This is a genomic window from Blautia sp. OM06-15AC (assembly GCF_003481425.1).
GTDB classification, from domain to species: Bacteria; Bacillota; Clostridia; order Lachnospirales; family Lachnospiraceae; genus Fusicatenibacter; species Fusicatenibacter saccharivorans.
Genome location: NZ_QULD01000017.1, coordinates 360 through 15,314, shown reverse-complemented (window position 1 = coordinate 15,314; position 14,955 = coordinate 360). Strand labels below are relative to the sequence as shown.

General features: G+C 50.8%; 8 protein-coding genes and 2 tRNA genes. 2 read left to right on the top strand and 8 right to left on the bottom strand.

Translation table 11 applies throughout. The features are described from left to right. Positions 1-24 precede the first annotated feature (24 nt). From bglX to DXB83_RS15615, 5 genes are all read right to left on the bottom strand, one after another. The gene (bglX, locus tag DXB83_RS15635) at positions 25-2,235 is read right to left on the bottom strand and encodes a beta-glucosidase BglX (protein WP_117804773.1); all 2,211 of its coding nucleotides are present in this window, start codon (positions 2,233-2,235) and stop codon (positions 25-27) included. Between the two features lie 176 nt (positions 2,236-2,411). Then, positions 2,412-4,601 carry a DNA topoisomerase III gene (locus DXB83_RS15630; protein WP_117804774.1) on the bottom strand — a complete coding sequence of 730 codons (2,190 nt, stop codon included), beginning with the start codon at positions 4,599-4,601 and terminating at the stop codon, positions 2,412-2,414. A 16-nt stretch (positions 4,602-4,617) separates the two neighbouring features. Then, positions 4,618-7,884, bottom strand: coding sequence for a 3'-5' exonuclease (locus tag DXB83_RS15625; protein WP_243108943.1), 3,267 nt, complete (start codon positions 7,882-7,884; stop codon positions 4,618-4,620). Between the two features lie 186 nt (positions 7,885-8,070). Further along, a complete protein-coding gene (locus DXB83_RS15620; RefSeq protein WP_147326098.1) occupies positions 8,071-8,298 on the bottom strand; it encodes an HPr family phosphocarrier protein in 228 nt (75 codons plus the stop codon). A 332-nt stretch (positions 8,299-8,630) separates the two neighbouring features. Beyond that, positions 8,631-9,839: a serine hydrolase domain-containing protein gene (locus DXB83_RS15615; RefSeq protein ID WP_243037550.1), complete on the bottom strand. Its 1,209-nt coding sequence runs from the start codon at positions 9,837-9,839 to the stop codon at positions 8,631-8,633. Positions 9,840-10,060: 221 nt separating this feature from the next. Here DXB83_RS15615 and DXB83_RS15610 point away from each other — a divergent pair, with 221 nt between their 5' ends. Further along, on the top strand, positions 10,061-10,435 hold the full coding sequence (locus tag DXB83_RS15610) for a metal-dependent transcriptional regulator (RefSeq protein WP_055221737.1): 375 nt from the start codon (positions 10,061-10,063) through the stop codon (positions 10,433-10,435). Positions 10,436-10,539: 104 nt separating this feature from the next. Here DXB83_RS15610 and DXB83_RS15605 read toward each other — a convergent pair whose 3' ends face one another. Next, on the bottom strand, positions 10,540-13,872 hold the full coding sequence (locus DXB83_RS15605; RefSeq protein WP_158581123.1) for an alpha-L-rhamnosidase: 3,333 nt from the start codon (positions 13,870-13,872) through the stop codon (positions 10,540-10,542). A 159-nt stretch (positions 13,873-14,031) separates the two neighbouring features. On the opposite strand from DXB83_RS15605, the gene DXB83_RS15600 reads away from it, so the two are divergent. Continuing rightward, positions 14,032-14,649 (top strand): flavodoxin family protein, encoded by a 618-nt coding sequence (locus DXB83_RS15600; RefSeq protein ID WP_118697843.1) that lies wholly within the window; start codon positions 14,032-14,034, stop codon positions 14,647-14,649. Positions 14,650-14,769: 120 nt separating this feature from the next. Here DXB83_RS15600 and DXB83_RS15595 read toward each other — a convergent pair. Further along, positions 14,770-14,843: transfer RNA gene (locus DXB83_RS15595), tRNA-Asp, on the bottom strand. 34 nt (positions 14,844-14,877) lie between these two features. Then, positions 14,878-14,951: transfer RNA gene (locus tag DXB83_RS15590), tRNA-Ile, on the bottom strand. Positions 14,952-14,955: the final 4 nt, after the last annotated feature.

Below are 14,955 nucleotides of genomic sequence, written 5' to 3'. Positions count from 1 at the left end.
GTTTTCTCCTTTTTCCTGCTGCATTTATTTCAGTGTAAATACCGCACTGTTTTCCGTCGTGCTGCTGTCACCGACAAATACGGTAAACGTTCCAGGCTCGCTTCCAAAGGTTCCGTCGAGACGGTAGTAGCGCAGATCTTCTTCGGTAATATAGAAGGTCACTTCCTGCTCTTTGCCCGGAGCAAGCTCTACTCTTCGGAAGCCTTTCAGCTCTCGCACCGGACGAACCACATCGGAATAATCATCACGGATGTACAGCTGTACAACATCACAGCCAGCCGTATCACCTGTATTTTTCACGGTCACATGCGCTGCAATTCTGCCGTTTTTATCCATCTCGTTCTGATCCAGTGTTACCGCGGAAATATCAAACGTGGTATAGGAAAGTCCGTAACCAAACGGATACAGCGGTGCGTTCGGAATATCGAGATATTTGGAGCGGAACCGCTCTTTCATGCCCGGCAGATTCGGTCTTCCGGTGGAATACTCGTTGTAGCTGACCGGTGCCTGGCCCACGCAGTACGGGAAGCTCATCGGCAGATGGCCGGACGGATTTTTCTTTCCGGTCAGAACATCCACAACAGCGCTTCCGCCCTCGGTTCCCGGGAACCATACCTCGAGAATGGCTTTTGCTTTTGCACTGATCTCACGCAGATCGAGCGGACGGCCATTGAACAGAACAACAACAACATTCGGGTTAACGGCCAGCACTTTTCGGAACAACTCCATCTGGATCTCCGGCACATCGATCATGGCACGGCTTGTCGCTTCACCGCTCTGCAGATAATGCTCGCCAAGCGGCATGACCACGAGATCTGCCTCTTTTGCAGCCTTAAGTGCGCTCTGCTCCATGACAGCAAGCTCCTCCCCGCTGTATTTTTTCGGCGTTGTCTCGGTAAATCCAATCAGCTCCACATCATTTCCGATCACCGGGCATCCCTCATCATAAGATGTGCGGGACGCATCGAATACCTTTTCCGCTGCTTCCCGGATCGTCACACAGTCTTTGCTGTCACCGGTAAAAGACCAGCTGCTCTTGATTTCATGATTATCGGTATACGGTCCGACAAAGGCAATTTTTTTCGTCGTATCGAGCGGCAGAATGCCGTCGTTTTTCAGCAGAACGAAGGATTCCTCTGCCGCTTTTTTCGCCAGTGCGCGGTGCTCCGGGCAGAGATTGTACTCTTTTTCTTTCTCTGCATCCGCATCTTTATACGGATTTTCAAACAGTCCCAGCTTGTTTTTCAGTTCCAGAATACGCAGGCAACACTCGTCGATCAGGCGTTCTTCTACTTCGCCATCCTCGACCATCCGGCACAGGTTTGCCGCATAAACGGACGTCATCATATCAATATCCACGCCTGCCTCCAGCGCTTTTTTCGCTGCATCGGCGGCATCTTTCGAGCTTCTGTGGGCAACGGTTTCCAGAATGGCTGCAAAGTCAGAAATCAGCACGCCGTCAAATCCCATCTCGCCGCGCAGGATATCGCGCATCAGCCATTTGTTGGTGCTCGCCGGAACGCCGTTGATCGTGTTGAATGATGTCATCACCATCGCTGCGCCCGCATCAATGCCTGCTTTGTATGCCGGAAGATAGAATTCACGGAAGGTATGCTCTGAGAGCTCTACGGTGTTGTAATCTCTTCCTGCGACTGCTCCGCCGTAGCCTGCAAAGTGTTTGATGCAGGAGGCAACTTTTCCCGGTGTTTTTAAATCATCGCCCTGGAAGCCTTTTACGATCGCCTCGGAAAAGCGGCTGTTCAGGTACGGATCTTCGCCTGTGGATTCCACAACGCGGCCCCATCTCGCATCGCGCACAAGGTCAACCATCGGAGAAAAGGTAACGTGAAGTCCGGCCGCGGATGCTTCTTTTGCGGCTGCAGACGCGCACTCGCCGGAGAGCTCCGGATCAAAAGTGGCTCCCTGCGCCAGCGGCGCCGGGAAAATGGTCTTCATGCCGTGAATGACATCCATCATGAACAGCATCGGGATGTGATGCGGCTGTTTTGCCATATAGTCGTCCTGCAGTTTTTTCATCGTATCGGCGCCTGCTGCTCCCAGAATGGAGCCTGCCATCTCCAGATCCTCTTTTCCGATTCCCATATCGTTTGCCGGACCGGTCAGGACGCTGTTTTCATCTCCCAGATAAAATGCTCCGCTTAACTGAAGCATCTGGTCCACTTTCTCTTTCAGCGACATATCCGCCAGCAGCTTTTCCAAATCTGTCTGTTTCATTGAAAAACCTCCTGTTTTTTATTTTCAGAATTTTTGGTTTTCTATCCCATTTGTTTCTATTTTACGGCATAACTCTGCATAAAACAATCTATTTTTTTGACTCTTTTCTCTACGATTTTAACAAAAGAAGCGCGCCTGCCATCGCTTTTTCCGTTCTGGCAGACACGCTCCGTTTTTTATAATTTGATTCCTTTTAATGCCGCGGCAAATGCATTGTTTACCGGCTCTTCGGCCTCTTTTTTCTGTTTCTTCATATAAGCTGCCACATCGCGCTTCGTCACGCCTCCGCCCTCTTTTTTGCGGCGCTCCTGGAATTTTGTCATGCGCTCCTTGTGCCCGCAGGAGCAGACAAACGTCGCATCCTCGCCCTTTCCGATCATCTCCATGCGCTTATGGCAGACCGGGCATCTCGCATTCGTCGTGCGGGAAACCGTCTCGCGGTAGCCGCACTCTCTGTCCTGGCAGACGAGCATCTTTGCATTCTTTCCATTGACTGCCAGCAGCCGTTTTCCGCAGTTCGGGCATTTCTTGTTTGTCAGGTTATCGTGGCGGAATGTTCCCTCTTCCGTTTTGATCTCCTCAATCAGTTCCACCGTGTAGCTCCGGATCTCTTTCATAAAGGCATCGCGCCGCTTCTTTCCCTTTGCGATTTCGTTTAACTGCATCTCCCAGCTTGCCGTCAGCTCCGGCTTTTTGAGATCCGCCGGAACCAGCTTCAGAAGCTGGCGTGCTTTCGAGGTCAGATAGATCTCATTGCCTTTTTTCTCCAGCAGAAAGCTGCGGAACAGCTTCTCGATGATATCCGCACGGGTCGCAACCGTTCCAAGGCCGCCCGCCTCACCGATCGTTTTTACCAGGCTGCTGTCGCGGTTTTCCATGTAGCGGACCGGATTTTCCATCGCGGAGAGCAGCGTGCCTTCCGTGAAGCGTGCCGGAGGTTTTGTCTTTCCTTCGCGGAGACTGATCTTCGGCTGCCCGATCTTCATGCCTGCCTCCAGAAGCGGCAGATTCTGCTCCCGCACCTCTTCTTTCGCCTCATCCTCTTCGTCGTACCGGTTATCCTCGTACGCCTCCTGCCAGCCTTTCTCGACCATGCGCTTTCCGCGCGCAGTAAAGCATTCCTTTTCGATGGAAGCCTGGATCACCGTCTCTTCATATACACACGGCGGCAGCAGTACCGCAAGAAAACGGCGCACCACGAGATCATAAATGCGGCGTTCCTCATTGGAAAGTGCAGAAAGCTGCACATACTGCTCCGTCGGGATAATGGCGTGGTGGTCGGAAACCTTTGCATCATTCACAAAACCTGGCTTTTCCTTCAGCGGACGGCGCTTCGCCTGCTGTGCCAGCGTCTTGTACGGCCCGATACTCACGGCATCGAGGCGCTCTTTTAAAGTCGGTACAATATCCTTTGTCAGATACCGCGAATCCGTCCGCGGATACGTGAGGACCTTGTGCGTCTCATAGAGGCTCTGCATCAGATTCAGGGTCTGTTTTGCCGAATAACCGAACCGTGCACTGGCATCGCGCTGCAGCTCCGTCAGATCGTAGAGCAGCGGCGCCTCTTTCTGTTTTTTCTTCTTTCCTACTTTTTGCAGGACAAGCGGATACCGTTTTGCTTTTTCTGCGATCTGCTTTGCCTTTTCCGGATCAGAAATCCGTGTTCCGCCCGATTTTTCATCCTTCCAGGTGTATACTGCGCCGCCTGCTGCTGCCGTTACGGTGTAGTACGGCTTCGGGACAAATTCTCGGATTTCCTGCTCGCGCTGTGCAATCATGGCGAGCGTCGGTGTCTGCACACGGCCGCAGGAAAGCTGTGCATTGTATTTGCATGTCAGTGCCCGCGTTGCGTTAATGCCGACAAGCCAGTCCGCCTCTGCACGGGAAACAGCAGCCCGGTAGAGATTATCGTACTCTTTCGCATCTTTCAGGCTGGCAAATCCCTCACGGATTGCCTTGTCGGTAACGGACGAAATCCAGAGACGCTTACACGGCTTCTGATTGTGCGCCTTGTCAAGAATCCACCGCGCCACCAGCTCGCCTTCACGGCCGGCATCTGTCGCAATGACCACCTCACCGACATCTTTCCGCGCAAGCTGTGTCGTCACAGCGTGATACTGTTTTCCCGTCTGCGGAATGACCTTGATCTGCAGTTTCTCCGGCATCATCGGCAGAACTGCCATATTCCATTCCTTATACTTTTTATCATAGTCCTCCGGGTCTTTTAAGGTCACGAGGTGGCCGAGCGCCCAGGTCACAATATACTGGTTTCCTTCCAGTGCTCCGTTTTCTTTTTTCGCACATCCGAGCACGCGTGCAATATCGCGTGCCACAGATGGTTTTTCTGCAATTACCAGAGTTTTCATGAAATGTCTGCTCCTTTTATAGCTCTTTATACTGTTTTATAATTTCATCCCGGTCTTTTCCGAGAATAAAGTAATAATCGATCTGTCCGTCCCCGGCGGTATGAAGATACGTTCCAAACGTCCGCACATTGCACAGCAGTGCCGTTCTGGAAGCGGCGGCTGCAATACCATAGCCGCGGTTTGAGACGACAAGCGGCATCCGCGCCTGCTTTCCGCCAAACGAGACGTAGCGCGCCTTCGCGGTCAGATCCAGCCACTCTGTCGAGAGAATGCCCTTGGCTTTCAGCTTTTCGGAACCGCTCCAGTCAAAGAATGTCCATGTCATGCCGCCGTCGATCATGCGCGGCTCGTCTCGTTTCTCGGAAAGAACCAGTTTGTGATCCGGCGTAAAGAACTGCACCGCGCCGTCCTTTTTTTCCACCATGACACGCAGCTTCTCTGTCTCAACAAGAACCGCCGTCTTCGATTCCTTTGCACTCCAGGGGAACGAGGTATCCGCCTTTGGCTTCCAGTACGTGTCCTGGACTTTTGCCGTCACACCTTTTACGAAGCTGATGCGGATGACCTCCGGCGTAATCGGCGTGATGCGCAGAATGCCGTACATGCTCGCCATCTCAACCGCTGCTTTTCCTTTCTTTGCCCATTTCACCGCGCACTTGATCCTCGAATGCCCCTTCATGCGCAGCAGTTCATTTTCCGGAATTGCCCCAAAAGCGTAGGGCGATGTATTCATGTGCTCTGGCTGTTCAGCTTTTTCTGACTGTATTCCTGCAGTCGCCGGTCTGCTGCCCGGTGCTTTGCCGCCTGTCTTTCCACGGTAGGCGGCACCGGCAAAGACAGCAGAAACTCCTTCCGGCGCACGCTGCTGCATCGTCTTTGCGGCAATTTCTTTTCCTGTTTCTGCCGCTGCTTTCCGCATGCCCGTACTGCTTTTTGGCATCACCGCTGTTCCCGTCGTGCTTGTATTTCCAGGCGCCCTTCCCGGTATCTGCTCCGGCTTAATTACAATCCTTTTTGGTCCGTGGCTGTTCCGCTCGTCCATCTCCTGGATGCCGATCGCGCGGTTCTCCTCACGCGTCTCTTTTTGCGTCAGCGAAACCTTCTCATACTCCTTCGCCTTCGTCAGCGTCTCCATGGCAAATTCCTGGTTGTGACGGCCCTTTGGCGCTTTCTTTGCAAGGATTCCTGTGAGTTTTCCCGTATACAGCACTGCCAGTTCATGCAGCGCACGCGTTGCCGCTACATAAAGCAGCTTTACCTGTCCGTCATTCTCCGGATATTTTTCTTCTGTCGGATCAAGAAGCAGCACCGCGTCAAACTCGAGTCCCTTCGTATACGCAACCGGAAGCACCATCACGCCCTCGCCAAATTCTGCCGTCTCGAGATTCTCCTCCACAACCGGCACATATTTTTTCAGCTTCCGCGCCGTCGCAGCCGCTTCTGCCTCATCCCGGCATACAACGGCAATTGTCTCATATCCCTGCTCCTGCCACGCTTTGATCTTCTGCACTCCAGCTGCCAGGAGCGTAGCCTCATCCGCAAACGCTTCCTTTTGCACCGCCGTTCCGTGCCGCAGCACCGGCTCCACCGGATAGATCGCAAAGTCCCCATGCCGCAGAATCTCGTTTGCAAAATCGGAGATCTCCACCGTATTCCGGTAACTCTTCCGCAGAACGCCGAACGCATCGTACGTGCCGGTCAGAATCAGCTTTTTCAGCTCCTCCCAGTCGTTCAGGCCGTAGGAAAAATGGATATTCTGCGACGTATCTCCCATAATGGTATACGTACAGTCACGCAGACAGTAATGAAGCACCTGGTACGCCATCATCCCGAAATCCTGCGCCTCATCGATGACCACATGGCTCGCCTCACGCACCGGATCGTTCTCCTTGATCCGCTTGTAGAGGTACGCCAGCGCCGCCAGATCATAGACATCAAAGGAGTTTTCCGGCATTTCCACTGCTTTTCCTTTTTCCGCCTGCTGTTCCAGAAACTGCGAATAGAGATCAAAAATGGATCCCTTCCATTTTCCATCCCCGAAATATTTCTCATATTTCCGCTTCAGCGCTTTTTTCTCGCGCGCCGGAAACGTCACTTCTTTTCCCGAAACCTCGTTCTCAAATTTTGCCAGCAGGATCTCGTTCAGCATGCACATCTTTCCTTCCATGGAAAGTGTGGACTGCTCCCTGCAATAGTTATCAATATACTCGGCGTCCAGAAGCAATGTTCCCGTTTTTTCCAGCCGCACCGGCTCCCGCGGAATCTGCTCTGCCTCGTACGTACGGCAGAAATTTTCCAGATCGAAAAACCAGCCGCTTCCGCCCTTTATGCTGTTTTTCTCATCCGCGCGGTCGATGGTGTGTACCATGTACTTTTCTTCGTCCCAGTCCTCATACAGAAGCCGGATGAAAAGCTGCTCCATCGTCATCTGACGGATGCCGTACACATCGAGTTCCGGCAGAACGCTGGTAATGTAGTTCAGCAGAATGCGGTTGCTTCCAATGATATAGAAATCCTCCGGCCGGAAGTCCTCCTCGTAATTATAGAGGATGTACGAAATCCGGTGCATCGCCACCGTCGTCTTTCCGGAGCCAGCCACGCCCTGTACGATCAGATTCGTCTTCGGGGATCTGCGGATAATGAGGTTCTGCTCCTGCTGGATCGTCGCAATGATCTCACCGAGCACCGCTTTTTTGTTCTTCGCCAGATACTTTGTCAGCAGCTCATCGTTCGCTACCACATCGGAATCAAAAAAGTCTTTCAGATGGTCATTTTCAATCTCATACGTCCGCTTTCTTTTCAGATCAATCGAAAAAGTACCCTCTGAACTCACCGTATAGCTGCACGGCCCGGTGCTGTTCTCATAATAGACGGAAGAAATCGGCGCCCGCCAGTCCAGCACAACCGGTTCCGCCTTCTCATCGGAAATGCCGACGCGCCCGATGTAATAGGACTCTAAAAACGAAAGCCGCGGATCCTGAAAATCAATCCGCCCGAAATACGGCTTCTTTCTCGCTTTTTCCAGCCGCGCCATGCCGTGCTGGTACGCATTCAGCTTCGCCGTCGCGTTGTTCCAGAGCGCCAGGCCTTCCGCCTCTTTTGCGTCGTACGTCTCCATCAGATCCGCTAGGTCCTCATTCGCCAGCCGGATATCCGCCTTCGCCTGTTCCAGATTCTGCTCGGCAATCCCGATCACCTTCGCAAGCTGTGCTTCCTCCTCTTCCCTCGTAAGTCCGGGAATCTCTGATTTTCTGATGCTTCTTTCCAGTTTCTCTTCTTCCACTTTGTGCCTCCTTTTTTACGAAAAACTTCTTCTACATCAGCCCGTTCTTTTGATTCTCTTATTTCCATCCCAATAGACTTTATTTTACCATGCACACGTCTCCCCGGCAAGATACTTCACCCGCTTTTTCGTGCATCAAAAAAGACACCATGCATCTTACACACAGTGCCTTTCCGACTTTTTTTCTTACTGAAGGTAATCCTTAAATTTCTTTTTAAATGCTTCGATATCGTTCGTATGGGCTTCCACAACCGCATCCGGGTTTCCGGCGATCATCAGGACACTCATCAGGGATTTCGCATCAAAGACGCATCGTCCTATTTTTACGTCAACGTCGTAATCCAGGCGTTTCACCATATTTACAAATTCTTCTACACTCTCTACTTCATCAAACTTTAACGGTAACGAAATCATATTTTCTGCATCCTTTCTGCTTTTTGGTCTTTTTTTCATGATTTTGAATTCTTTCTTTTATTTCCTTCAAAATCGGTCAAAAGCTTACACGATATTCCTTTTTTGCTGTTTTTTCTGAAAGTAGTAATGAAATCGCCTTCATTTTCGACTGACACTAAAATAGCATACATCTGTCTCACTGCAAATATCCGTTTTAGACAAAATTCGACGTAGTTTTACAGCAATTTGCTCATATGTTCCGTCTGATTCGTTAAGTTGTTTCTTTTCCGGCACTTTTTTCGTCTGATCTGACGGGCCGGAAGGCCTTACTTGAGAATCACTCTCATGAAAAGTTATTCGCTGAAAATAATATTTCGGATCTTCCGGGACAGGGTGTACGTTCCGGCATCTTTTTTCTGGGTCATCATCAGAAATGTCATATTCTGCTCCGGCACGACTTCCATGTAGCATCCAAGCCAGCCGTCCCAGCCGAACTCACCCTTGCTTCCCAGCGTTACCGCACGCGTCGGATCTACCAGAACACGCATCAGATTTCCGTAGGAAAATCCTTCCAGACCGATCCAGTTATCAAAGCCTGCCTGCTGTACCGCGCTTAATGTGTGGCCTCCCAGAAATTTTACCGTCGCCGGACGGAGAATCTGTACACCGTTGTAGGTGCCGCCGTTCAGCAGCATCTGCGTAAATTTCGCATAATCGTCGATGGTAGATGCAAGGCCTGCTCCGCCTGCCTCATATGCCGGGCGGTACGCCATATCGTTCTGAATGCCAAGGTTATTATCCAGATAACAGACGGACGGCTGTCCCTCCCTGCAGTCATACACCTTCGCCAGACGATCCTGCTTTTCTGCCGGAACCCAGAAATCGGTATCGTTCATGCCGAGCGGCTCGAAAATTTCTTTTTTCAGAAAATCCCCAAAGCGCATGCCGCTTGCCACCTCAATCACCGCACCTACGGCATCCGCCGACGTTCCATAACTCCAGGACTGGCCCGGCTGATACAGAAGCGGGACTTTTCCAAGACGGTTTGCAAATTCTACTGTACTGATCGTTCCGCCGTTTTCTTCCTTAAGTCCGTGGATCACCTCCTGAAAAAGTGCATCGGTCTGCCGTCCCGTCTCATCCGTTCCGCCGTACGTCAGCCCGGATGTCATATTCATAATATCCTCCAGAAGGATCTCCCTCTCCGCTTTTTCTATCTTCCCATCCGCTGTACATACAACCGGGTTCCGGAAGCCCGGCAGATACTTGCTGACCGGATCCGCCAGATCGACGATTCCGCGCTCTACCAGAATCATCATGGCCGTCGCGGTAATCGGCTTGCTCATGGAGTAGAGACGGAAAATATTATCGCGGGAAACCGGCTTTTTCGCTTCGATATCCGCATATCCGCTCTCCAGATAAACCTGCTCTTCTCCGTCTTTGATCACCATCAGAAGACAGCCCGGTGTCTCTCCTTTTGCAACGGACGCATCCATCACCTGCTGCAGTCTTTTCTTTATCACCTGTTCCATGGTATGTCCTAACCTCCATCTAAATTTCATTGTTTTTTCCTATTTTACCTCTCTTTTTGCCCCCTGTCATCTTTTATCTTGCTTTTCTTCTTCTATCCTCATTGTCTTTTTTTTCTGAAATCTTACAACTTTTCTGAAATTAAGAAAAACCATCAAAAACCATCATTGCCCTATTCCGAAAAATATGCTATTCTATATGTATATATATTTATGAATCTTCAGCTATTTAGAAAAACGAGGTGAACATCTTGCTGAAAACGAACGAATCCGCAGAAAATTATTTGGAAACTATTTTAGTCTTAAGTCAGAAAAAACCCGTTGTACGCGGTGTTGATATTGCAGAAGAACTTGGCTTTAAAAAATCAAGTGTCAGCGTTGCCATGAAAAACTTAAGAGAAAAAGAGCAGATCCGCGTAACGCCGGAAGGCTACATCTACCTGACCGACAGCGGACGCGCGATCGCAGAGATGATCTATGAGCGCCACCAGCTCCTCTCCCGCGGCCTGATGAGCCTTGGTGTTGATGAGCAGACCGCCACGGAAGATGCCTGCCGCATCGAGCATGTCATCAGCCAGGAAAGCTTTGAAGCGATCAAACGTCATCTGCACATGACTGCCGAAAAATAAACATGACAAAGAAAACGCTGCCGGAGTTCTCTTCTCTCCGACAGCGTTTCTCTTTCCGCCCGAAAGTCTCCCATTTCTTTGCCGGAGCCTTTCGGGTTTTCTTTTTACAGCATAAAAGTATACGTTCCGCTTCCCAGTTCCACGGTATCCGCCGGATCCTGCGTGTTTTTAAACAGGGTTGCCGTTGTATTGACCGGAATCGTAACCTGATACTCTATTTTGTCACCTTTCCGCTCCCATCCGGCAGAAATCACGCCGTACGGGCTGTCTACGGAACCTTTCATAAACTCGAGCGGGCCCGGCTGCGGTTTCAGCAGAATGTGCTGATAACCCGGTTTTGTCTCGTCTCTCTGGATACCAAGTCCCGTGTGATACAGCCAGGAAAGAACGCTTCCGAGAGAATAATGATTGAACGAGTTCATCGCATTCTGTCCGCCGAAGCCTTTTTCCTTCGTGTAGGAATCCCAGTGCTCCCAGATCGTCGTCGCTCCCTGGGTCACCGGATACAGCCACGACGGGAATGCCGTCTGCAGCATCATCTTCCAGGCATCCTCCACAGCGCCCTGCTCGGTCAGCATCTGGTTCAGAATACCCGTTCCAAAGAATCCCGTTCCGACCGTATGGCCGATCGCTCTCGTCTTTCGGATCAGATGCTCTCCTATTCCCTTTCTGTCTTCTGCCACACCATAAGACAGTGCAATTGCATACGAGCACTGCGTATCACACAGCGTTCCGTCCGCATTGCAGGTCTTTCCGGAATCCGGAAGTACAAATGTCTCATTCCAGAATTTCTTCACCTTCGCAGCAAGCGCCTCATACTGATGCTGCTCCTCTGTTCTTCCGAGCGCACCGGCAATCCGGCTCATCAGATCGGCTTCTTTATAATAGAATGCATTCCATAAAAGCAGCAGATCCGTCTCTTCCGGTGCCAGCCAGTCGCCAAGCGGTCCGATCGCCGGATTTACCTTCGTTCCCGGCAGACCCTTATCCTTCATATAGTCCATATATTTCTGCATGCCAGGATAAAATTTCTCCAGTGTGCGGATATCCCCATACTGCTCATACAGTTCCCACGCCATAAAAATACTCGCACACTCATACGTAATGCCGCCGAATCCGCCGCCCACCGGTGCAATCTCCGGGTACTGGCCTTCCGGTGTCTGCAGATCACGCATCGCCTGCAGGTTCCGCTCATAGAATTTCTTCAGGCTGCTGTTGTTGAGCGCCGTATGGCAGAAAATATGCGTATCGCCCGCCCAGCCCATGCGCTCATTTCTCTGCGGGCAGTCGGTCGGAATGTTGATAAAGTTGCATTTCTGTGACCAGGAAACATTCTCGGCAAACCGATTCAGCAGTTTATGGCTACTCGTAAGGCTTCCATGGAATTCCGTCACAGAAGAATACTGAAGACTCTCTACTTCTTCCAGCTCCGGCGCATGCTCCACACCGCTGATCTCAATATAGCGGTAGCCGTGGAAGGTAAACTTCGGCTGGAACACCTCTTCCCCGCCGCGGCAGATATAAACATCCGTACTCGTCGCATCCCGGTAATTTTCCAGCATCATCGTGCCTTCTTTTCCGGCATACTCCGGCAGATCCGGATAAAGCACCTCCGCATAGCGGATGATGATCTTTGTGCCCGCCTTCTCATGCAGTGTAATCCGCGGTACACCGGCCATCTCCTGTTCCAGATCGTAGAGATACACACCCGGGAACAGCTCTTTTCTCGTCTTTGCCGTTCTCCGGTCCACAATCCGCACCGGCGCATCGTACTCACCGATATATTCCGGCTTCTGCTCATGAACCGCCGGCCAGGACCGTCCAAAGCCCGGCATCGTGCAGAACTCTTCGATCATGACGGTATCCACAACAACTGGCTTTTCCCAGGTGCTGTCATCAAACTCCGGCAGAGAATAAGTTTCGTAAACCTCTGCCCGGCGCGCATCGTACTGCTCTCCGGCAAAGTAGCTGGAAAACAGGTAAGGACCTTCTCCGAAATACTTCCAATCCTCGGTATTTGTTCCAAAGACCTCGCGGCTGCCGTCCTCGTACTTCATGACAACCTTGGCAAGCAGACTCTCCTTGTCTCCAAAGTAATTGAAGTTCTTCACCACAAAGGTCTGTGCCTCGCTCCACCAGCCCGATGCCAGCGCCACGCCGATTCCGTTTCGGCCCGGTTTCATCAGCCCTGTGATATCGTATGTCTGATAGTTCATTCTGTGGTCATACTGTGTCAGACCCGGACGCAGCAGATCTTCCGTGATCTCCTGTCCGTTGATCCGGCAGTCGTAGATACCGCGCGCAGTAATATAAAGGCGTGCCGATGCCAGTTTTTTCTCTTTCTGGCAGGAAATACACGACCGCAGCATTGGAATTGAATGATGGGACGGATCTGCCGTAATCTGGCTGTCTTCTACTTTAAAGTATCCGTTTTCCACCGGAATCTGATCCGCAAAGATACTTTTTCCCCCATCCAGCCGTCCTTCCGGCGTCTCACGAACAATTTCCGCGGATGGTTTTCTTACGTTTCTTACAGTCAGATTCTTAAAATATCCTGTCGTCCCTTTTCCTGCATAAAATCCGATCTCATTCAGTCTCGGATACGGCAGCACATCGTTATTTCCTCTCGGATTCAGCTGGCGGCCTGATACTTTCGTTCCAAAAAATCCATGCTCTTCAATGGCATCCACGAGGATGCCGTCGACATAGGCGTATGCCACATTGCCGTCAACCTCTACGGTCAGCTTATGAAAGGCATTGGCATTCTCTGGTGTCAGGATTTCCTGTGTTTTCTCTTTCCAGTTGACCAGTTTCGTAACGGCAAACGGTTTTTCCGCTGTATCCTCCGGCGCATAGCCCACGCGGTAAATTTCGAGGCGTGCATCTCCCTCCTCAAGGCACACAGCATAACGGATATAGTTCTCCCCTTCCATGCCAAGCTCATTTTTCGTATGATCGTTCAGACGGAAGTCATTGGCTCCAAAGACGATACCCGCTTCTCCCTTCCCGCCTTCCATCCGAAATTCACTCTCGATCGTAAAAACACCGCGGTTTTCCGCGCATACCGTCGCATGCGGTGCGCCGATCCACTCAGCTCCCTCCCATGCTGCATACAAAGAATCCATAAGGCCTGTCTCGAAGGAACTTTCTGCTTCTGCTTTTCCGCCGTGGTTATCCCACACCTCTGCTTTTACCTCATATTTGGTACAGGGCTGCAGTGCTTCTCCTTCATAACCAATCCCTGTTGATACGCCGGTTTCCATTTTTCCGCTGTCCCACACAGTATCTTCTCCGGTGCGCACAACGATCCGGCATGCGCTCTGCATCAGATTCTGTTCTCCTTCTTCTGCCGTCAGCAGCCAGGAAAATGCCGGTTTTTTCTCATCCAGCCCGATCGGTGCCATCTGATCTTCAATCAGAATTCTCTCTATCTCCATTTGGTAACCTCCCATTGCAAGTTTTGCCTTCTTTGCTGATTGTATTATACCGTCCAGCAGCTATTTCTGTTAAGATCAGTTTTTGCCCAAAAAAGCGTCTTTATTTGCATCTTTTCCGGTGTTATAATAAAGAAAATTACGAAAGAGAGGTACCATCAAATGAAAGTATTATTAATCAACGGAAGTCCTCACGCAAAAGGCAGCACTTATACTGCCCTGCACGAAATGGAAAAAGTCTTTACAGAAAATGGTATTGAGGCGGAAATCGTACATATCGGAAATAAAGATATCCGCGGCTGTGTTGCCTGCGGTGCCTGTTCCAAGCTCGGAAAATGTGCTTTTTCCGATATGGTAAATGAGGTTGCTCCGAAATTTGAAGAGGCTGACGGCCTTGTTGTCGGAAGTCCGGTTTATTATGCATCTGCAAATGCAACACTTATTGCTTTTCTTGACCGGCTGTTCTACAGCACACACTTTGACAAGACCATGAAAGTCGGCGCTTCGGTTGTCTCTGCACGCCGCGGCGGTCTTTCCGCTACCTTTGATGAGCTGAACAAATACTTCACCATCTCCGGCATGCCGGTTGCTTCCGGCCAGTATTGGAACAGTATCCATGGAAATAATGCGGACGAGGCGCAGCAAGATCTCGAAGGCCTGCAGATCATGCGTACCCTTGCACGGAATATGAGTTTTCTGATGAAGAGCATCCAGCTCGGAAAAGAATCCTTTGGTCTTCCGGAAAAGGAACCGCACGTCGGCACAAACTTTATCCGTTAATTTATCTGTTAAGCAAGATGCCGTCTTTCAGACTTTTTTCTATGTCTGGAATACGGCATCTTTTATAGCTGGAAGAAATTTTATACACGAAAAAAGCCTGCTTCCGCAGACTTTTTAAAGCGACCCGGATCGGGATCGAACCGACGACCTCCGCCGTGACAGGGCGGCGCTCTAACCAGCTGAGCCACCGGGCCAGACATATACAGAATATAAAATATAGAACTAAAGTGGACCTTCAGGGACTCGAACCCGGGACCGACCGGTTATGAGCCGGTTGCTCTAACCAACTGAGCTAAAGGTCCAAAG